21 protein-coding genes are annotated in these 20400 nt (G+C 59.9%); 3 read left to right on the forward strand and 18 right to left on the reverse strand.

Annotation, left to right across the window (positions count from 1 at the left end; translation table 11 throughout):
• Window positions 1-22: 22 nt before the first annotated feature.
• Window positions 23-781, forward strand: coding sequence for a M48 family metallopeptidase (locus ACOTXL_RS20725; RefSeq protein ID WP_003860073.1), 759 nt, complete (start codon window positions 23-25; stop codon window positions 779-781).
• Between the two features lie 45 nt (window positions 782-826).
• Here ACOTXL_RS20725 and ACOTXL_RS20730 read toward each other — a convergent pair whose 3' ends face one another.
• The 14 genes from ACOTXL_RS20730 to ACOTXL_RS20795 all read right to left on the reverse strand — a co-directional run bounded on the left by ACOTXL_RS20730 (window position 827) and on the right by ACOTXL_RS20795 (window position 13521).
• A complete protein-coding gene (locus tag ACOTXL_RS20730) occupies window positions 827-2467 on the reverse strand; it encodes a thiamine pyrophosphate-binding protein (protein ID WP_022651819.1) in 1641 nt (546 codons plus the stop codon).
• 13 nt (window positions 2468-2480) lie between these two features.
• Window positions 2481-3950 carry an aldehyde dehydrogenase gene (locus tag ACOTXL_RS20735; protein WP_032667307.1) on the reverse strand — a complete coding sequence of 490 codons (1470 nt, stop codon included), beginning with the start codon at window positions 3948-3950 and terminating at the stop codon, window positions 2481-2483.
• A gap of 9 nt (window positions 3951-3959) precedes the next feature.
• Entirely contained in the window at window positions 3960-4730 is a 771-nt protein-coding gene (locus ACOTXL_RS20740) for an aspartate dehydrogenase (protein WP_023314812.1), read from the reverse strand.
• Between the two features lie 9 nt (window positions 4731-4739).
• Window positions 4740-5534, reverse strand: a complete 795-nt coding sequence (locus tag ACOTXL_RS20745; protein WP_022651822.1) for an SDR family oxidoreductase — start codon at window positions 5532-5534, stop codon at window positions 4740-4742.
• Window positions 5518-6288: an alpha/beta fold hydrolase gene (locus tag ACOTXL_RS20750; protein WP_032610096.1), complete on the reverse strand. Its 771-nt coding sequence runs from the start codon at window positions 6286-6288 to the stop codon at window positions 5518-5520. Before ACOTXL_RS20750 ends, ACOTXL_RS20745 begins: the two co-directional genes overlap by 17 nt.
• Window positions 6289-6297: 9 nt before the next feature.
• Complete coding sequence (locus ACOTXL_RS20755; RefSeq protein WP_003860061.1) at window positions 6298-6828, reverse strand: cupin domain-containing protein; 531 nt, start codon at window positions 6826-6828, stop codon at window positions 6298-6300.
• Window positions 6829-6838: 10 nt separating this feature from the next.
• On the reverse strand, window positions 6839-8095 hold the full coding sequence (locus ACOTXL_RS20760) for an MFS transporter (protein WP_023314815.1): 1257 nt from the start codon (window positions 8093-8095) through the stop codon (window positions 6839-6841).
• 25 nt (window positions 8096-8120) lie between these two features.
• The gene (locus ACOTXL_RS20765; protein ID WP_045350803.1) at window positions 8121-9308 is read right to left on the reverse strand and encodes an NAD(P)/FAD-dependent oxidoreductase; all 1188 of its coding nucleotides are present in this window, start codon (window positions 9306-9308) and stop codon (window positions 8121-8123) included.
• Window positions 9305-10231 (reverse strand): VOC family protein, encoded by a 927-nt coding sequence (locus tag ACOTXL_RS20770; protein WP_003860055.1) that lies wholly within the window; start codon window positions 10229-10231, stop codon window positions 9305-9307. Before ACOTXL_RS20770 ends, ACOTXL_RS20765 begins: the two co-directional genes overlap by 4 nt.
• Before the next feature lie 78 nt (window positions 10232-10309).
• Window positions 10310-11098: an IclR family transcriptional regulator gene (locus tag ACOTXL_RS20775; RefSeq protein ID WP_003860053.1), complete on the reverse strand. Its 789-nt coding sequence runs from the start codon at window positions 11096-11098 to the stop codon at window positions 10310-10312.
• Window positions 11099-11110: 12 nt separating this feature from the next.
• A complete protein-coding gene (locus tag ACOTXL_RS20780) occupies window positions 11111-11860 on the reverse strand; it encodes an SDR family oxidoreductase (protein WP_003860050.1) in 750 nt (249 codons plus the stop codon).
• A complete protein-coding gene (locus ACOTXL_RS20785) occupies window positions 11860-12882 on the reverse strand; it encodes an aromatic ring-hydroxylating oxygenase subunit alpha (RefSeq protein WP_003860047.1) in 1023 nt (340 codons plus the stop codon). The genes ACOTXL_RS20780 and ACOTXL_RS20785 overlap by 1 nt, the downstream gene beginning before the upstream one ends.
• 10 nt (window positions 12883-12892) lie before the next feature.
• Window positions 12893-13201, reverse strand: coding sequence for a recombinase-like helix-turn-helix domain-containing protein (locus ACOTXL_RS20790; RefSeq protein WP_003860045.1), 309 nt, complete (start codon window positions 13199-13201; stop codon window positions 12893-12895).
• On the reverse strand, window positions 13198-13521 hold the full coding sequence (locus ACOTXL_RS20795) for a Rieske (2Fe-2S) protein (RefSeq protein ID WP_003860044.1): 324 nt from the start codon (window positions 13519-13521) through the stop codon (window positions 13198-13200). Before ACOTXL_RS20795 ends, ACOTXL_RS20790 begins: the two co-directional genes overlap by 4 nt.
• Window positions 13522-13936: 415 nt before the next feature.
• Between ACOTXL_RS20795 and ACOTXL_RS20800 the strand changes: the two genes are divergently transcribed.
• A complete protein-coding gene (locus tag ACOTXL_RS20800) occupies window positions 13937-15148 on the forward strand; it encodes an MFS transporter (protein WP_045332930.1) in 1212 nt (403 codons plus the stop codon).
• Between the two features lie 3 nt (window positions 15149-15151).
• On the opposite strand, the gene speB is transcribed toward ACOTXL_RS20800, so the two are convergent.
• The 4 genes from speB to ACOTXL_RS20820 all read right to left on the reverse strand — a co-directional run bounded on the left by speB (window position 15152) and on the right by ACOTXL_RS20820 (window position 18633).
• Window positions 15152-16072, reverse strand: a complete 921-nt coding sequence (gene speB, locus ACOTXL_RS20805) for an agmatinase (protein ID WP_017382921.1) — start codon at window positions 16070-16072, stop codon at window positions 15152-15154.
• A 209-nt stretch (window positions 16073-16281) separates the two neighbouring features.
• Window positions 16282-18258 (reverse strand): biosynthetic arginine decarboxylase, encoded by a 1977-nt coding sequence (speA, locus tag ACOTXL_RS20810; protein WP_017382922.1) that lies wholly within the window; start codon window positions 18256-18258, stop codon window positions 16282-16284.
• An 8-nt stretch (window positions 18259-18266) separates the two neighbouring features.
• On the reverse strand, window positions 18267-18398 hold the full coding sequence (gene yqgB / locus ACOTXL_RS20815) for an acid stress response protein YqgB (RefSeq protein WP_057979949.1): 132 nt from the start codon (window positions 18396-18398) through the stop codon (window positions 18267-18269).
• 94 nt (window positions 18399-18492) lie between these two features.
• Window positions 18493-18633, reverse strand: a complete 141-nt coding sequence (locus tag ACOTXL_RS20820) for a hypothetical protein (protein ID WP_418235904.1) — start codon at window positions 18631-18633, stop codon at window positions 18493-18495.
• Between the two features lie 425 nt (window positions 18634-19058).
• On the opposite strand from ACOTXL_RS20820, the gene metK reads away from it, so the two are divergent.
• Window positions 19059-20213 (forward strand): methionine adenosyltransferase, encoded by a 1155-nt coding sequence (metK, locus tag ACOTXL_RS20825; protein ID WP_003860037.1) that lies wholly within the window; start codon window positions 19059-19061, stop codon window positions 20211-20213.
• Window positions 20214-20400: the final 187 nt, after the last annotated feature.

A 20400-nucleotide genomic window follows, 5' to 3' on the forward strand; every position in this document is an offset into this window, starting at 1 on the left:
TAACGAGTACGGAAGCAACATCATGAAAATGCGTGCAATCGGGCTGGCTGTGGGGACAACGCTCCTGCTAAGCGGCTGTCAGAATATGGATTCTAACGGCCTGATGACCTCAGGCGCAGAAGCTTTTCAGGCCTACTCACTGAGCGATGCGCAGGTGAAAGCGCTGAGCGACGAGGCCTGTAAGGATATGGATGGAAAAGCTACGCTTGCCCCGGCAAACAGCACCTACACGCAGCGTCTGAACAAGATTGCTTCCGCGCTGGGCGACAACATTAACGGTCAGCCGGTGAACTACAAGGTGTATATGGCGAAAGACGTGAACGCCTTCGCGATGGCTAACGGCTGTATCCGCGTATACAGCGGCCTGATGGACATGATGACCGACAACGAAGTGGAAGCGGTGATCGGCCATGAAATGGGTCACGTTGCTCTGGGTCACGTGAAGAAAGGGATGCAGGTTGCGCTGGGCACCAATGCCGTGCGTGCAGCGGCGGCCTCTGCGGGCGGCATTGTCGGCAGCCTGTCCCAGTCGCAGCTGGGCGACGTGGGTGAGAAACTGGTTAACTCCCAGTTCTCCCAGCGTCAGGAGTCGGAAGCGGATGACTATTCTTACGATCTGTTGCGCAAGCGCGGCATCAACCCATCAGGTTTAGCCACCAGCTTCGAAAAACTGGCGAAACTGGAGGAAGGCCGTCAAAGCTCCATGTTTGACGATCACCCGGCCTCCGTTGAACGCGCGCAGCATATCCGTGACCGCATGGCGGCAGACGGTATTAAATAATACTCCGGCCCGGTGCGCGCCGCGCTACCGGGCAACAAGACTCAATCAGTACAGCGTTTTCTGTGGCGGCCCGGCAAACTTAAGGGCGCCAATCTGCCCCATCCGCACCTCTACCACCGACGGCCCCGGCATCGCTAACGCTTCCATCATCACCGCGTCAAAATCCTCGGCCTGCTCAACGCTCCAGGCCTGTAGACCAATCGCCTGCGCCAGCAGGGTAAAATCCGGAGTATGCAGCGCGTTATAATACTGACGCCCGCCAAAATATTTATCCTGAATACCACGCATTACGCCGTAGCCCCCGTCGTTCATGATCAGCAGCGTCACGTTGGCTTTCTCCTGCGCCAGCGTCGCCAGTTCGCCTAAATTGAGGCTCAGGCCGCCGTCGCCCACCAGCCCCACCACCTTGCGCTGTGGGTTGGCAATCGCGGTGCCGATAGCCATCGGCAGGCCCATGCCAATCGCCCCGGCGAGGGAGTGAATATTCATCAGCGGACCGTTAGCCCTGAACAGGCGGCTACCCCACAGGCTGCCGGACACGGTGATATCGCGCACCAGCAGGCCGTCTTTCGGCAGGGCTTTCTCAATGGCGTCGTTAAGCTTCGCATAGGCGCCGCACTGCTCGCGCAGCCCCTGCTCAGCTTGCCCGACAGCCTGCTGTACCTGCGTATCCCACTGGGCGTTGCCCCACTCGCGGCCCTGCACTTTTTCAGCCAGCGCGCCAAGCAGCGCGGAACAATCGGCTATCAACGTGCTATCCATCAGGTAGTTACGGCTTGCTGCCGCCGGGTCGATATCGAGCTGCACCCGCGGGGAAGGCAGCTCAAGCGTCCAGGATCGGGTTTCGTTGCTGCGCAGGCGAGAACCGGCCACCAACGTAAAATCACACTGCGCAATGAGCGCCTCCACCGACGGCGAGTTGTGGAACGCCCGCAGGCTGGCGCGGTGGTTGTCCGGCAGCACGCCGCGCGCGTGGGTGCTGGAAATCACGGTGATGCCCGCATCCGCCAGTTTTTTCACCGCCTCAGCGCTTCCCAGCGCCCCGCCGCCCAGCCACAGCAGCGGCTGTTTCGCCTGTTTGAGCTGCGCCCACAGCGCGTCAACCATTCCGGTATCCACGGCCGGAGCCGATACCGGTTTGATCGGAGCGGTTACCAGCGACAGCGGAATTTTGGCGCTCTGAATATCAATCGGTATTTCCACCGAGACCGGTCCGCACGGCGGGGTCTGCGCGTCCTGGATGGCTTTATGCAGAATCGCTATCGCCTGATTCGCATTGCTGATGCGGTACGCCCGTTTTGAGCTGGCCTTCAGGAAGGTCAGCTGGTCACGGGTTTCATGGATAAACCCGGTGTCGGCGTCCAGCCAGGCTTTCTCAACCTGCCCGGTTAAATGCAGCAGCGGCGTGCAGGCATTCATGGCTTCCACCAGCGCGCCTACCGCGTTCCCGGCCCCCGCGCCGGTGCTGGTCAGCGCCACGCCGAGGCCGGAAAAGCGCCCGTGAGCATCGGCCATGGTGACGGAACCGGCTTCACCGCGCGCGGGCACAAAGCGGATATTGCCCCGCTGCCCAACCGCATCCGCGATCGGCAGGTTGTGAATGGAGATGACGCCGTAGATGGCCTCAACCTGATACTGCTCCAGCGTTCTGGCGATGGCGTCGCCGACGGTTATCATTTCGCTCATTGCTCACCCTTTCTCAGTCGCACCAGTGGTTGACGCTGTTACCCGTCGCCAGATAAATGCTCTTTTGTTGCATCCAGGCTTTCAGCCCCTGGATACCCTTCTCGCGGCCCAGACCGCTCTCTTTAAAGCCCCCGAACGGGGTCGAAATCGCAAAAACCTTGTAGGTGTTGATCCACACCGTGCCTGCCTCCAGCTGCTCGCTGAGACGCAGGGCGCGACCGGTATCGCGCGTCCAGATCCCCGCCGCCAGGCCGTACACCGAGTCGTTCGCCTCGTGGATAAGCGTGGCTTCATCGCCAAACGGCATCGCCACCAGCACCGGGCCGAAGATCTCTTCCTGACAGGCGCGGGCGCTGTTGCTCAGCCCTTCGATAATGGTTGGCAGAAAGAAGCTGCCGTTTACCAGAGCGGGATCGGCGGGGATCTCGCCGCCGCACAGCACGCGGCCCCCTTCACGCTTCGCCAGTTCGACGTACTGGATCACGCTCTGGCGATGTTTTTCGTTGATCAGCGGTCCTACATGGACGCCGTCGGTAAACGGATGTCCGACGCGCAGCCCGCGTGTTAATTCCAGCAGCCTCGCCATCAGCGGGGCGTAAATACTCTCGTGGATAAACAGCCGCGACCCGGCGATACACGCCTGCCCCGCCGAGCTGAAAATGCCGTAGCAGATCCCGCGCGCGGCCTGTTCGATATCGGCATCCTCCAGCACGATGGTCGGCGATTTGCCGCCCAGTTCCAGCGAGGCCGGGATCAGTTTTTCCGCCGCCACGTGCGCCAGATGACGGCCCGTGGTGGTGCCGCCGGTAAAGGAAATTTTCCGCACGCGAGGATGACGCGCCAGCGCATCGCCAATCACCGAGCCTTTGCCCGGCAGGACACTCAGCAGCCCGGCGGGCAGCCCGGCCTGTTTAAAAATCCGCGCCAGCTCCAGCGCCATCAGCGGCGTGGCTTCGGCGGGCTTGAGGATCACCGCGTTCCCGGCGGCAATCGCCGGTGCGACCTTCTGCATTTCGCTGGCAATCGGCGAGTTCCACGGCGTGATGGCCGCCACCACGCCAAGGGGCTCGTAGCAGCTCAGCGTCAGCAGATCCGGCTGGCGCGGCGTCGGAAGTTCCCCTTCCAGCAGCTCGCAGGCGGCGGCAAAGTAGCGCGCCGTTCCCGCCGCGCTCATCACCAGCCCGCGCGCTTCCGCCAGCGGCTTGCCGTTATCACGGCTCTGCATCTGCGCCAGCGCATCGACGCGGGATTCAATAAGATCGGCAACTTTATGCAGGATCTTCGCGCGCATGTGCGGCAGACTGTTACGCCATGCGGGATCGCGCCAGGCGCGCTCTCCGGCGGCTACCGCCTCCTCCAGGTCATCCAGACTGGCGGCATTCAGCGTCGCGTTGAGCGACCCGTCTGCCGGAAAGTGGCTCTGCATCGGGTTGCCGCCGCCGCGTCGCCACTGGCCGCCGATAAAAATCTTCAGATCGTCCATCGTCACTCCTCAGCTCAGGGCCAGCTCGCGGCAGGCGCGCACCGCGCTCAGTGCCGCCAGGGTGGAGGTTTTAGGATTAGAAGCCAGCGGCAGTCCGCTCAGTTCCAGATGGAACTCGCCGAATAATCCTTCGACATGCAGCGTGTGGGTGTTACGTTTCGTTGCCGGGTCAACCATCAGTTGCACGCGGGTGTCGTCCATCCCGACGCCGCCGAGCGCCACGGTCGCCGCCACGTTGGCGTTCGCCGGGAACAGGCGCGCCGCCTCGCGGGCGCTGCCCTCGAAGAAAACCTTTGCCTCTGACACCGCATTCAGATCGATAAGCTGCTCGGCATAGCTGCCGCGCCAGCTGGCCGGGCTTTTGCGCGACTGATAGGTGACGCGCTCAAGCCCGCCCTCTTTCGCCGCCGCCAGCCCGTCGATACCGGCCACCGCACCGGAAAGCAGGGTCAGTTTTCCGCCCGCGGCGAGCAGACGCTGCTCCAGCGCGCTGTCCGCCAGCGCGCCGGTGGAAATGATGGCCAGATGCCAGCCGCGACGCAGGATCTCTTCCCCGTACTGGGCCACCGCCTGCTGGCTGGCGCATTCCAGCACCAGATCCGGCGTTTGTGCGCACGCCATCGGCGACGTCAGCGCCTCGACCGCATTGCCAAACTGGTCGTGAATGGCGGGATGGTGAGACGCGCGCGCCACGATCCAGCCGATAGCCACGCCGGCGGGCAGGCGCTCAATCACCGCCTGCGCCATGGCGCCATAACCAATTAACATTACCTTTTTCATGATGCGTCCTTACAGATGGCGGCAAAAGCCGCCGGAAACGTCCAGCGCCGCGCCGGTGGTAAACGAGGCCAGCGGCGAGGCGAGGAACAGCAGCGCCTGCGCGGGCTCCTGCGGCTTGCCGAGGCGCGCCATTGGAATGCCACGCTTGCGCGCGATATCCGCCGTCCACTCCGGCCAGCTTTGGCTTTTGTCCGCCCGGCGTTCAAAGCGGCGCTGCCACTGACCGGATTCCACCATGCCGAGCAGTATGGAATTGACGCGAATGCCCTTGCCCACCAGCTCTTTCGAGAGCGTCAGCGTCATGTTCAGCAGCGCGGCACGAGCGGCGGAGGTGGCGATCATGTGCTCCTCCGGCTGTAGCGCCAGCAGGGAGTTGACGCAGGTAACAGAGGCAATGTCCGATTGCTCCAGCAGAGGCTGAAACGCCTGCACCGGGTTAATCACCCCGAACAGTTTGAGTTCGGCTTCGTGCAGCCACGCCTCGCGCGGCGTGTCATGGAAGTGCGCCACGTAGCCCTGCCCGGCGTTGTTGATCAGCATATCCGCCGCGCCAAAACGCGCCTGCACCGCATCCGCGAAGGCCTGAACTTCGTCGGCATTCAGCACGTCGCAGCGGAAAGCGAAAATCTCCCCGTGGGGAAATTCGTTTTGCAGCGTCGCATGGGCGCTGGCGAGCCGGTCCTCGTCACGGCCGCAGAAGGCGACTTTCGCCCCTTCCCCCAGCAGCAGGCGCAGCGTTTCAAAGCCAATGCCGGAAGAACCGCCGGTGACTACCGCTACGCGCCCGTCAATTTGTGCATTCATCGCGCACCTCTTCGTTAATGCGTAAAAGCTGTTGGTTGAAAAACGCGTCGTTATCGAGATAGCTGGCGTGCCCGGCCTGCGGAATGGCGATAAACGGCATGCCGTAGCGCAGCGCCAGACCCTGAACCAGCTCCGGCTGGGTGATGGCATCCTGCTCGCCGCACCAGACTTCAAAACTGCCGGAATAACGCTTCAGCCAGCCGTGGATGTCGTCATGCGCCAGCATCCACGAGGCGGCAAGGTAGCCTTCCGGGCGCAGCACCCGCATGCCCGCCGCGACGGTGGCGATATCTTCCGCGCGCGCGCCGGGGCGCAGCAGCTTCGGGGCGCGGGTCTGGGCGAGGATTTCGCCCCCCAGCGCCATCTGCTGCTCGCGGTTGCGCCAGACCTGCTCCCGCTGCTCCGGCGCGGCATTGCCGTACCCCTGCGCCGCGTCGGCCAGCACCAGATGAATGACGCGATCCGGGAACTTTGCCGCAAAGGCGCTGGCCACCAGCGCCCCCAGGGAATGGCCGACCAGCACTGTCTGCCAGACACCGGCGCGATCCAGCATGGCCGCCAGCGCGTCGGCGTAATCCCCCGCGTTTGCCCGCGCTACGGCCAGCATCGGGCTTTCGCCGTAACCGGGCATATCCCACGCCAGCACGCGAAAACCGTTCAGCGCCATCTGCTTGTGCCAGGAGGCGGCGCCGGAGCTGATCCCGTGCAGCAGCATCAGCGGAATGCCGCTTCCCTGTTCACGAAAACCCGTCATCATGCCCCCTTAGTTCCGCTTCACTTTGGAAAGCGGATGGTCGGACGGATAGGTCGGGATTTCCGGCTTATTGGTCCCCAGCATGACGCACATCAGCGCTTCTTCTTCGCCGTGGTTAAACAGGCCGCGATAGATGCCCGGCGGAACGGAGATCAGGTCACGCTCGCGCAGCACGGTTTCGGTGTAGTTGTCGCCGTCCTGGATCATCAGCGTGATCTGCCCCTTGAGCATGAAGAACACCTCTTCCACGTCGTCGTGCAGGTGCAGCGGTCCTTCGCACTTCGACGGCAGCACCATGGTGGAGAAGGTAAAATGGTCCGCCTGCACGGTGTTGGTGTCGTTCGCCACGCCGGTTGCGCCGGTGCCGATGTAGCGCATCTGCGCCCGGCGATATTTCGGATCAAAATCGGCCTGGAACTTCAGCGCGTTCCAGTCGTATTTACGGCCTTCGAAGCGCGCGATGCGCGACTCGACCCACTCTTCCATCGTCAGATGGTCAGGTTTGATGCCTGTTTTGTTGGTTACGATTGAATCAGTCATGACACTCTCCTCAGTAACGTCTCAGCAGCGGCAGTAACAGGACGCAGCCCACCGCCGCCATCACCGCCAGAAAAATCAGCCCGGAATCCATGCTGTGGGTAAAGGCGATAAGCGCGCCCATCACCGCCGGCGACAGCGCGCCCGCAAAGTTTCCCAGCCCGTTGAAGATACCGCCCGCCGTGGCGCTCACACGGGGATGGGTGGCCTTCGCCAGCAGGGCGAAAATGTTGGGTGCGCCGGTGCCCCACATAAAGGTGCTGAAGCTCATCGCCGCGATGATGGCAAGCGGGGTGTCGAGGTGCATCACCGCCGCCAGCCCGACGGCCGCCCCCGCCATCGAGATAAAGCAGGCCGCCGCGCGCTTATCGACCCGGTCAGACAGCCACGCGCCAATCACTTCCCCTGCCAGCATGGCGATGAACGGCATCGACGACAGCCAGCCCGCATGCTCCAGGTGGATGCCTTTGCCCTTAATTAAGTAGCCAGGCAACCAGCCGTTGATGCCCCACAGGTAGGTCAGGAAAGCGATGTTAAAGATGCAGATGATCCAGAAGTGCGGGCTGACAAACAGCTCACGCCGCGCCGCGCGCCGCTCGTCCCGGGACGCCTGCGAGGTGCCGGGTTTTGCCTCCAGGCGGATACCGCGCAGACCAATGCGCACAAAGATAAGCACCGGCACGGTAAGCATGGCCATCACAAAGAAAGTGCTCTGCCAGCCAAAGGTGTTTAGCAGCCAGAGGGAGAGCGGGAAACCAATCGCCGCGCCCACCGGGGTGCCCAGCAGCCACAGCATGGTGGCGCGCGCCTGCAAATGCTGCGGGAAGTTGTGGCGTACAATGGCGAAGGCCAGCGGGAACAGCGGTCCTTCCGCCACGCCCAGCAGAATACGCAGGACGATCATCAGCGTGTAGTTATGGGTAAAGCCCATCGCCACCATCAGCACGCACCACACTGCCATCATCCCGGTGAGCAGGCGCAGCGGCGCGATTTTGTCGCCTAAACCGCTTAAAAACACCGATGAGAAGCCATAGCTCAGCAGGAAAGCGCTCATCAGAATGCCGAGACGCGTGGTGTCGAAATCAATGCCCATCGCCTGCTGGAAATGGGTATCCGAAAAGAGCGCCGCGATGCTGATTTTGTCGAAAAAGGCCAGCAGCACGCAGGCCAGCAGCGACAGCGGGATGGCCCAGCGCACCGCTTTTTCGGGCGTGCGGGTCCCCTCACCGCTCGCCTCAACCGGCGCGGTGTTAGTCTCTAGTGTGGTCATTTCTCCCCCTACGGGTGCGGGTTAGCTATCGCAGTGACATCAGTGAAAATGTCGGGTCGGCAAGCGGTACGTCCGACAGATCCCGCCCTGCCGCCATCCAGCGCTTCGCCAGCTTGACGGTGCGCGCATCGTTGAACGCCACCAGCTGCGTCAGCCGCCCGTTGTCGTCCAGCGAGAAGTACAGCGCCTCTTCACGTACTATCGTTCGGCAGCCTGCCTGCGGAATGCCGAGGATCTGAATGTTGTGCTGGTATTGATCCGACCACAGCCACGGCGCGTCGTCATAACCTGGCGCATCGGGATTGAGCATCGCTTTCGCCGTTGCCACCGCCTGATTCTGGGCGAAGGCCCAGGACTGGATGCACAAGCCGTAGTGATGGTGCTGGGCGACATCTCCTGCGGCAAAGATGAACGGATCCGAGGTGCGTCCCTGGGCATCCACCACGATCCCGCGCCCGGTTTTCAGCCCCGCGTCACGCGCCAGCTCCAGATTGAGATCGACGCCGATCCCCACCACCACTGCATCAAAGGTTTCACGGTTGCCGTCGCAGTGGACGACCGGCAGGCCGCCGTCGTCCTCCAGCTCCAGCGCGCCGCAGCCGGTACGGATCTCCACCCCCTGCTCGCGGTGGATGGCCTCCAGGCGCTGCGACACCTCGCCGCTCACCGAGCGCATGCACAGCGCAGGCTGCTGCTCGAACAGCGTGACCGCCACGCCGCTTTTCCGCGCGGAAGCGGCAATCTCAAGGCCAATCCAGCCGCCGCCGATAATCGCGAGTTTGTGACTTTCCATCAGGCGACTTTTCAGGCGCTGCGCGTCCTGCCAGTGGCGCAGGGTATAGACCTGCGGATGGCTGGCCCACGCCTGCGAAGGCAGGCGCGCCCGACCGCCGGTAGCGATTAAAAGGATGTTGTAACTAAGCTGCTCGCCGTTGCTAAGAAGGACTTTTTTTTCATCGCGATCGACAGATTCAGCGAGCAGCGGTCGGTACCAGGTCAGGTTCAGCGCCTGCTGCACCTCGTCGGTAAACAGCCTTGGGAGCGCCGCGTCCGGTTCCAGCAGAGACGCTTTTGACAGCGGCGGCCGCTCGTAGAAATCCCATTCCTCTTCCGCTACCACGCAAATCTCGCCGTCGAAGCCCTCGTCACGCAGGGTTTTCGCCGCCCAGCCGCCTGACTGGCCGCCGCCGATAATGACAATGCGCGATGTCATACCGCCTCCGGCTTTTTCTGCTGACGGCGCGTGTCGTGGTCAATCCCGCCTTCCACCGCCCACTCGGTGAAGGAGACCAGGGAATGCTCCAGCTCGCGCGGCTGCCAGTTTTCCGTCAGGTAATCATCGTTGGTGTAATACTCAAACGCGCCGCCGGTCGGGCTGTTGACGTACCAGAAGTACGCCGACGACACCGGATGACGTCCCGGTCCGATAAAGGTGCTCCAGTCATGTTTATTCATCGCGATACCGCCGCCGATCACCTCGTGGATATCGCGCACGGTGAAGGCCACGTGGTTAAGGCCGCGCTTGCGGTTCGGCAGTTGCAGCAGGAACAGGTTGTGATGGCCGCCACGCACGCCGCAGCGCAGGAACACGGCGCGGTTGATATAGCGATCCGAGACCTGGAAGCCGAGCACCTCGCGGTAGAATTTTTCCACCGCCGCCAGCTCCTCCACGAAGAACACCACATGCCCCACGTTGATCGGCTGGGCGCGATCGTAAACCGGGCTGGGCGTGTCGATACGGCGGGCGTCGCCCCACTGGTTTATTGGCTCGACGTTAAGCTCCACGTCGGTCTGCTGGGTCACCTGCACGCGCAGCGTCATGCCGTTCGGATCGAGGCATTCCAGCGCGTCGCCCACTTCGCGAAAGCCGGGCTGCTGCGCCAGCTTCGGGCGCAGCGCGTCGAGATCGGACTGTGCGGCAACCGCCCAGGTCATGCGGCGCAGGGTGTTGCCCGCTTCAAACGCGGGCGGCAGGTCGGGGCTGTCGATCGGGTTAAGCTCCACGCGCGCGCCGCTCAGGGTGGTGAAACGCTGGCCGCTGGCATCGCCCGTCAGGCCAAAATCACGCATAAATTTGGCGCAGTGCGTCAGGTCTTCCACACCAAATTCCAGCTTTTCAATTCCGGTTACACTCATCGTTCGTTGCCTCATCTGGCCCAGATTGGGCGTAAAACATGCCCGACGCAGTCAAGCGCCTGGCGTTAACTCACTGATTTAACTGGCCTGTGATAGATACCCTAAGAAGCCAGAAATTTTATCCGCCGCAAGGCGAACCTCGTTTTGCAGGCGCTCGCGGTCGCTCTGCGGGATCTCCTCCGACGGCACCAGAATGCTGACTACCGCCGCCACGCGGCCGCTTCGGTCATACACCGGGTAGACGATGGAAGAGATGCCGTGGCGGAAGAAGGATTCGCCGATGACATACCCGCGGGCTTTGTCCTGCTGCACCATCTGCCACAGGGCTTCACGGTCGTGAAGCTGCCCCGGCGTGTTGCCCGGCAGACGCTCATGCGGGAACAGCTGTTCGAAATCAGCGCGGGAAATATCGGTCAACAGCATGCGGCCCAGCGAGGTACAGTGCACCGGCAGACGGGTACCAATGCTGACCTGGTTGATACGCGACCCGGCGGCGCTGACGCGGGCGATGTATATAATGTCGCGCCCGTCGCGGATCGCCAGATGGCTGCTGCACTGGCTCACGTCGCGCAGTTGCTCGATCACCGGCTGGCCGACCTGCGCCACGTCCAGCGAGGCGATGTACTCAAAGCCAAGACGCAGCACGTTCATGCCCAGCGAAAAGGTATTGGTGCGCGTGTTGCGCTCCAGAAAGCCCATGTACTCCAGCGTCTGCACCACGCGATAGGCGGTCGCCTTCGGCATATCCACCAGCCGGTGCAGCTCGGCAAAAGTCAGATCGCGATGCTGCTCGCCAAAGGCCAACAGCAGCTGTAAACCGCGCTCCAGCCCCGGCACCAGATACTTCACTTCCTGATCGTTTGCCATCATCGCCCTACCTTAGTTAAAGACAAAACCGCCGTTGACCGGGATCAGCTGTCCGGTGATGAACCGAGACAGATCGCTTAGCAGCCAGACCACGCTGCCGGTGACATCTTCCGGCTGCTGCGCGCCGGTTAACGCGCGTCCGTTTTCGTAGAGCTGATGCCGTTCGGCGGGGACATATTCCGTCGCCTCGACGCGGGTTAACCCCGGCGCGATGGCATTAATGCGTATACGCTTTTCACCCAGTTCGCGCGCCATTGATCGGGTCATGGCAATGACGGCCCCCTTGCTGGCGACGTAGGCCATCAGGCGCGGCGCGCCCCACAGCGCGGTGTCGGACGCCACGTTCACAATGCCCGCCCCTTCACGCAGCAGCGGCACGGCGGCGCGCGTCACCAGCCAGGTGCCTTTGACATTGACGCTCATCACCCGATCCCAGAGATCCGGATCGTAATCGAGCATGTTTTTGCCGCCGACGCCCGTCGCCATCGCCGCGTTGTTCACCAGGCCATCGATCTGACCCTGCTCGCCAATGGCGCTGAACACCTGCTCAATGGACTGTGGATCGGCCAGATCGATAACGTGCGGTTCGATCGCATAGCCCCGCTCGCTCAGGGCGTGGGCGCTTTCGGCCAGCTCGCCCTTCAGGATGTCGCACATCACCACCGCCGCGCCCTGCTCCGCGCAGGCTTTGGCAAAGTGAAAGCCCAGCCCGCGCGCGGCGCCGGTTATGACGATGCGCTTGCCGCTCAGCAGCCCGTTCATCAGGCGGCTCCCTGCTGTGCTTCACGCATCGCCAGCTGCTCTTTGGCGGCCTTTTGCATCATGCGGCGCAGGCGCGAAAGACCGACGTCGTGCTGATACAGGTACTCATGATCGCGCGCGTTTGGCGCCAGGCTTTCCAGCACCACGCGGTCCTGCTCCAGCACTTCCCAGTGCAGTTTTTCCAGACGGTTGCGGTACATGAAACGCCACATATCGCGCTGCCAGCCCTGCACCCGGCGAATGCGCCAGAAGAAGACGCGGCAGTTGTCGTTATCTTCCGGCACCACCATGCCGACGATAAAGAAGTGGCCGCCCGGCCCGAAGCGCTTCTTGTACGGAATGGAGAGGCGCATCCAGCAGGTGCCGCTGTTGCCCAGCTCCACCCAGTCAAAATTGACGCCGCTCTGCCCTTTCTTCTCGAAAATAAAACCGGTTTTGGTCGGCTGGAGCACCATGTCGGCCTTGCGATCCCCTTCCGCCATCGAGTGCGACGAGGAGTGCAGATAGGTGCCGTGCATCGGGTCCATCACGTTTTCCAGCGCGTACTGGTAATTGCATTTCCACGCGGCGGTGCAGAGGAAGTTGCTGAAGCTGTCCGTATCGGCGAGCTCGTCCGGGAAGGTCAGCTCGTCCGGCTGCTGGTCCGCGGTGACGCCAAACCAGAGGAAGATGGCGCCGTGCGCCTCCTGCACGTTATAGCTGCGTACGCACTGCTGGCCGACCAGCGGACATTTATCTACGGCGGGCACGTCTTTCACTTCGCCGTTGCCCGCCACCTCTACGCCGTGATACCAGCAGGCAATGCGGTCCCCGAGGTTCCAGCCCATCGACAGGCGCGCGCCGCGGTGCGGGCAGCGGTCCTCCAGCGCCTGAACCTGGCCATCTTTATTGCGCCAGACCACAATCTGCTCGCCCAGGCGGGTGATGCCCACCGGCGCAGACTGCACTTCCCAGCTCGCCAGCACCGGATACCAGAGGCCGCGCAGACCTTTATCCAGATAATGTTGTACGGTCGTCGTCATCACGTTGCCCTCAGTAGCCGTTAACCTGTAAGAATGCCTGGAAACTGGCGTCGCTCCACGGCTCGCCCTGCTGGTCGTGCATACGCACCGCGTTCAGCCCGCTTACCAGCTCCGGCAGAGTTTCAACGCCCTGCTCGAAGAGATCTTCCAGCGTCGCAATCAGCTTCACTTCCCAGCTTTCCGGCTCGCGGCTGCGGGTCTGCCAGATCAGGTTCTGGTACTCGCCCGGCTTGTGAATGGCGCCATTACCGCCCTCTGCCGGCGGGGTAAACTGGCGGCTTTCCGGCAGCGCCGGGTTGTAGTTCAGCGTGTCGCTCATGCCACGGTCTCCTCAACGAAGGTAATCTGAATCTGGTTTTCAAAGACCCGAACCGGGTATCGGTTGAGGTTGCGTCCTCCGGGGCCGTGCAGACACTGGCCGGTTTTGACGTCGAACACCGCCTCGTGCAGCGGGCATTCCACCTTGCCGTCTTCCACGAACCCCTGACTCAGCAGGGCATAGGCGTGCGGGCATACGTCCTCCAGCGCGTAATATTCACCGTCGATCAGGTAAACGCCGATCTCTTTACCGTCGACGTTGCCGCTAAAAGGGAAATCTTCCTGTACTTGCTCTGCGTCACATACGCCTATCCAGCTCATCACGATCCTCCAGGCTTTTGTTTCATATATGAAACTCTGTTTCTTATTTAATACGGTCAATATAAAAGCGATGAATGTTTCGTCAAGCGACAATGTGACGAATTTGTTAATCGATCAGCAATTAATTAACTAAGTGTGCAAGGGATCACGAAAAAATGCAGCGATATGAAATTTTCATTATTGCAGCGTGAGAAATACGTTTTTTTAATGGCCTCTTATTTTGAATAAAAGATATTGACTTCCTTTCTTTTTACTCTTTAAAAATAAATGAACGTCACCTCTTTCGCGTTTCACCTGTGAAACTCATTTTTAATTTATCTTTACTAAACAAAGAGTTTCACAGGTGAACCATTTTAGCTCCGTGACAATCACATTGATGAAAAATATAAGTTACAAAAAACGTAAGGCGGACATGATGACGGCAAGATGGCAAGGCACGATTGCGCTTTTATTACTCATTATTATTTCGTACGTCGATCGGGTAAATATCTCGGTAATGATTTTAAACCCGGAATTTGCCGAACATTTTCAGTTAAATGAAAACAGAATGTTACAGGGTATGCTCATGACCTGCTTTCTTCTGGGTTATGGTTTTTCCGCTCTATTATTAACGCCGGTTATTGAAAGCAAACTTCATTATCGGCAGGGATTATTAAGCAGCATTGCGATTTGGGCCGCGGTCTGCGCGGTTTCGCCTTTGCTCGGCTCGCTGACGGGAATGCTCATCGCCCGCGTGATTCTGGGGATCGCGGAGGGTCCGCTATTTTCGCTGAAAACGCGCTTTATCAGCGATAACTTTAGCGCGCAAGAGATCGGTAAACCCAACGCCGTGACCGCGCTGGGCGTCTCGCTCGGGCTGGCCGTGGGCTTTCCGCTGGTGACCTGGCTGATGTCGCATCTGGGCTGGGCCGGATCGTTTTATGCACTGGCGGCAATCAACCTTCTCCTCGGGGGCAGCTTAATCTGGCGTTTTCTGCCCGCGCCGCGCAAGCTCCCGACCGCGAAAAAACCGGGGTTTGTCCACACCTTCACGCTGGCCTGGCAGACGCCGCTGCTGGGCTGGATCATGGTGGTTGAAATCGCCACCCTGAGCTATCTCTGGGGGAGCAGCGCCTGGCTGCCCGCGTGGCTGCGCGACGAGCATCATTTCTCGCTGCATGCCACGGGCTGGCTTGCGGCGATCCCCTTCCTGCTCAGCCTGGGGTCAAAGTTTCTGGGCGGCGTGCTGCTCGACAAAATGCGTCCGGAACAGGCACCGGTGCTGTTTGTGGTGGGCGGGGCGATGACGGCGCTGTCCGTGGTCGCGCTGATGCTCAGCCATCAGCCTGCCTGGCTGGCGCTGTTTATGCTTTCGGCTAATGTCTTCTGGGGGCTACAGGGGGCGGCTATTCCGGCGGTGATCCAGCATCACGCCGCGCGGGAAGCGGTGGGCAGCGCTTACGGCATAATCAATGGGATCGGCAATATCTGCGCGGCGTTTATTCCGCTGCTGATGGGGATGGTGATGAGATCGGTGGGGTCGGTCAGTTCAGGCTTTTCGGTGCTGGTCGTTTCGCAGGTTATCACCCTGCTTGCCGGGGGAATGTTGCTGCTGCGCATGCGGCGCGCAGCAGCAATCAGCGCGTAAGGCTTATTCGCCTTTTTTCGCCGCCTGGATATAGAGCATTTCCAGCGCCAGGGTCGCCGCGGCCAGCGCGGTGATCTCGGACTGGTCATAGGCCGGAGCCACTTCCACCACGTCCATCCCGACGATGTTCAGATCCTTCAGGCCGCGCACCAGTTTGATGGCGCGGTCTGATGTCAGGCCGCCGATCACCGGCGTACCGGTACCCGGTGCGAATGCCGGATCCAGGCAGTCGATGTCGAAGGTCAGATAGACAGGCATGTCGCCGACGATCTGCTTAACCTGAGCCAGAATATCGTCCACGCCGCGATCGTTCACCTGGCCCGCGTCGAGTACGGTGAAGCCGTTGTCTTTGTCAAACTCGGTGCGGATGCCGATCTGCACCGAGTGGTTCGGATCGATCAGGCCTTCCTTCGGCGCGGTGTAGAACATGGTGCCGTGGTCGAACTCGCAGCCGTTCGCGTAGGTGTCGGTGTGCGCATCGAAGTGCACCAGCGCCATTTTACCGAAGTGCTTCGCGTGGGCGCGCAGCAGCGGCAGGGTCACGAAGTGGTCACCGCCGAAGGAGAGCATGCGTTTACCGGCCGCCAGCAGCTTCTCGGCGTGTGCCTGCAATTTTTCGCTCATCTCACGCGCGTCGCCGAAGGCGTACACCAGATCGCCGCAGTCCACCACGTTCAGGCGCTCGCGCATGTCGAAGTTCCACGGGAAGCGGTTGTGCTCCCAGGCCAGGTTAGTGGAAACCTGACGGATCGCCGCCGGACCATGACGACCACCCGCGCGACCGGACGTTGCCATGTCGAACGGTACGCCGGTGATCACCCAGTCCGCATCGCTGTCGTACGGCTGGAAGTTCATCGGAAGGCGTAAAAAACCAAACGCGTTAGATACCAGAGAGTTATCGTACTGATGACCTAAAGTGCTCATGTCCTGACCTCTTATAAAGTCGATACATTAAAAACAGATGAAAAAAAATCCCCTCCGCGTCGTTAAACCCGACGAGGAAGGGATTGATTCGTAAATCGCTAATTGGGGCGAATTATCGCCGTTAATTCATACGGGTTCAAGTGAGTATAGGGCATTGTGCGGTCTGTTGCCCTCACCCCGCCCCTCTCCCACGGGGAGAGGGAGTTTACCTACTCATCTTCCAGGTAGGTGTACCCGTACAGACCCGCTTCAAACTCTTCCAGGAACTGCTGCTGCAAGGCATCGTCCAGACCGGTGTTTTTCACCTGATCGCGGAACTGGGTGAGCAGTTTTTTCGGATCCAGCTGAACGTATTCGAGCATGTCCGCCACGGTGTCCCCTTCGTCGGACAGCTCAACCTCCACGCTGCCGTCAGGGAAGACAAACACGTCAACCGCTTCGGTATCACCGAACAGGTTGTGCATGTTGCCGAGGATCTCCTGATACGCCCCCACCATAAAGAAGCCCAGCATTGGCGGGTTCTCCGGATCGTACTCCGGCATTGGCATCGTCGTTGCGATACCGTCACCGTCAACGTAATGGTCAATCGCGCCGTCAGAGTCACAGGTGATGTCCAGCAGCACGGCGCGGCGTTCCGGGGCGTGGTTCAGCCCTTCCAGCGGCAGAACCGGGAATAGCTGGTCGATACCCCAGGCATCCGGCATCGACTGGAACAGGGAGAAGTTGACGTACATTTTGTCCGCCATACGCTCCTGCAACTCGTCGATAATCGGACGGTGCGCGCGGTTGCTCGGGTCGAGCTGTTTCTGCACTTCGTGGCACATATTCAGGTAGAGCTGCTCGGCCCACGCGCGCTCTTGCAGGCTGAATGTGCCTGACGAGTAGCCGACGTGAATATCGTGCAGGTCCATCTGGCTGTCGTGCAGCCATTCGCGCAGGGAACGACGCGTGCCCGGCTCGTGCATCTCCTGCCAGGTTTCCCACATGCTTTGCAGGGAACGTGGGGCATCGTCTGCCGGAGGCGTGGCTTCGGTGATTTCGCTACGCTCAACGCCAATGATGTTAGAGACCAGTACCGTATGGTGCGCCGTGACCGCGCGGCCGGATTCGGTGATCACCGTCGGGTGCGGCAGGCCGTGCTCTTCGCAGGCATCGCCAATCGCCCAGATGATGTTGTTGGCATATTCGTTCAGGCCATAGTTTACCGAACAGTCAGACTGCGAGCGGGTCCCTTCGTAGTCCACGCCCAGGCCGCCGCCCACGTCAAAGCACTGAATATTCACGCCGAGCTTATGCAGCTCAACGTAGAAACGTGCCGATTCACGCACGCCGGTGGCGATGTCGCGAATGTTGGCCATCTGCGAGCCGAGGTGGAAGTGCAGCAGCTGAATGCTGTCCAGACGACCGCGCTCGCGTAGAATTTCCACCAGCTGAAGCACCTGGTTCGCCGCGAGGCCGAACTTGGATTTTTCACCGCCGGAAGACTGCCATTTACCGGAACCCTGCGACGCCAGTCGCGCACGCACGCCAAGGCGTGGGATCACGTTCAGACGCTCGGCCTCTTCCAGCACGATCGCGATTTCGGTCATCTTCTCGATCACCAGATAGACCTTGTGGCCCATCTTCTCGCCAATTAATGCCAGACGAATGTATTCGCGATCTTTATAGCCGTTACAGACGATCACCGACCGGGTCATGCCCGCGTGCGCCAGAACCGCCATCAGCTCCGCTTTAGAGCCTGCTTCCAGGCCCAGCGGCTCGCCGGAGTGGATCAGGGACTCAATCACGCGACGGTGCTGGTTGACCTTGATCGGGTAAACGAGGAAATAGTCGCCGTTATAACCATACGATTCCCGCGCGCGTTTGAACGCGGCGTTAATAGAACGCAGGCGATGTTGCAGGATCTGCGGGAAGCAGAACAGTGCAGGCAAGCGCTGACCCTGCGCTTCACGGGTTTTCACCAGTTTAGCGAGATCCACGCGCGCTTCCGGGACGTCCGGATCCGGGCAGACACTGATGTGGCCCAGCTCGTTAACGTCGTAGTAGTTATTGCCCCACCAGGCAATATTGTAAGTGCGCAGCATCTTGCTGGCTTCCTGGGAGCTCATCGCAACCTCCTGCATAGAACGTAGTACACCCTGTTCGCCTGCTGACGAAGGCGAAAGCGAAGACATGTCGTCAGACATAGCGAACCTCAACTCTTTGTATTAAGTGTAAAACAGTTGACTACTATCGCAGCGTTATACGGCGATAACAACCCATTAACGGCTCCATTTCCCAGCAGAGTATGCTGAAATCCAGACCGTGCGACCGGTTTCTTATTCATATCATTGTAAAACACGTATCCGAACTCTGTATGACAAGGTTCGGCGAAACCACGAGAAAACTCCTGTATTAACAAGAGCGCCCTTGTTCAGTTTTCACAAAGCGTGACCGGCTCTGGAATCCTGAGAAGCACCGAGATGGGTATAACATCGGCAGGTGTTTAGACCAGAAGTGCGGGTGGGAATCAAATGCGCGCCAGAACGGCTGCGCTGAATGAGCGGAAAACGATGGTTCATTATCTGGTATCACCTCCACGGCCGCCTCTGCTGAAACGGACCACAAGCCAAAGCTAAAAGTTCACTGCTTAACCCGGCTGGAAGTGGCGACACGATGTGTTCATCGAGCGCTTATTTTATATGAGCCGCGCGCCGCGTTTTATACCGAGAAGGTCGCTAAAAAGCAAAACAAAAATGCGCAGGTTGCCAGCGTCGTCAGGAAAAATTTCCAGCAGCGTTTTCAACGCAATGAGAGGTGAGTCAAAAAAAACTGGAAATCGGGTGAAGAAGTGACCTAAAATAGACGTCCAGATGTTAATCCATCCATACCGATTAACACTCAGACTGCCAGTGTCAAAATCCTGTAGGCCTTGGTAGAATTATCTCCTATGGCTATTCCACACAGCAGCTTGAGCTAACCAAATTCCTCTTAGGTGAAATAAAACATGGCAAAACACCTGTTTACGTCCGAGTCCGTATCAGAAGGACATCCTGATAAAATTGCTGACCAAATCTCCGATGCGGTGCTGGATGCGATCCTCGCGCAGGATCCAAAGGCGCGCGTAGCGTGTGAAACCTATGTCAAAACCGGCATGGTTCTGGTTGGCGGTGAGATCACCACCAGCGCATGGGTTGATATCGAAGAGATCACCCGTAACACGGTGCGTGAGATCGGTTATGTACATTCTGATATGGGCTTTGATGCCAACTCCTGCGCCGTACTGAGCGCGATTGGCAAACAGTCTCCGGACATCAACCAGGGCGTTGACCGTGCCGATCCGCTGGAACAGGGCGCGGGCGACCAGGGCCTGATGTTCGGCTACGCAACCAACGAAACCGACGTGCTGATGCCAGCGCCGGTGACCTACGCACACCGTCTGGTGCAGCGTCAGGCTGAAGTACGTAAAAACGGCACCCTGCCGTGGCTGCGTCCGGATGCGAAAAGCCAGGTGACCTTCCAGTATGACGACGGGAAAATCGTCGGTATCGATGCCGTGGTTCTTTCCACGCAGCATGCTGAAGAGATTGACCAGAAATCCCTGCAAGAAGCGGTGATGGAAGAGATCATCAAGCCGGTTCTGCCAACTGAATGGCTGAGCTCTGCGACCAAATTCTTCATCAACCCAACCGGACGCTTTGTTATCGGCGGCCCAATGGGTGACTGCGGTCTGACCGGTCGTAAAATCATCGTAGATACCTACGGCGGCATGGCACGTCACGGCGGCGGCGCATTCTCCGGTAAAGATCCGTCTAAAGTTGACCGTTCTGCCGCGTACGCTGCACGTTATGTGGCGAAAAACATCGTTGCTGCCGGTCTGGCTGACCGCTGTGAAATTCAGGTTTCCTACGCCATCGGCGTGGCTGAGCCAACCTCCATCATGGTGGAAACCTTCGGTACTGAAAAAGTGCCTTCTGAACAGCTGACCCTGCTGGTGCGTGAGTTCTTCGACCTGCGTCCATACGGTCTGATTCAGATGCTGGATCTGCTGCACCCAATCTACCAGGAAACTGCAGCGTACGGTCACTTTGGTCGCGAACATTTCCCATGGGAAAAAACCGACAAAGCCGCCCTGCTGCGTGATGCTGCCGGTCTGAAATAATCGACTGCCAGCAGCTTAAACAGGCCAGCCTTTGTGCTGGCCTTTTTTATGTCGGGTGGCGGCTATGCCTTACCCGACCTACGGGTAGTGAGTTTTTGTAGGCCGGGTAAGGCGCAGCAGCCACCCGACAATGTTTGGAACCGTTTACACCTCACTCTCTATACCCCGCTTTCAGAATATTCTCTTT

The sequence above is a fragment of the Enterobacter cloacae complex sp. IR5402 genome, assembly GCF_049238125.1.
GTDB lineage: Bacteria > Pseudomonadota > Gammaproteobacteria > Enterobacterales > Enterobacteriaceae > Enterobacter > Enterobacter hormaechei_C.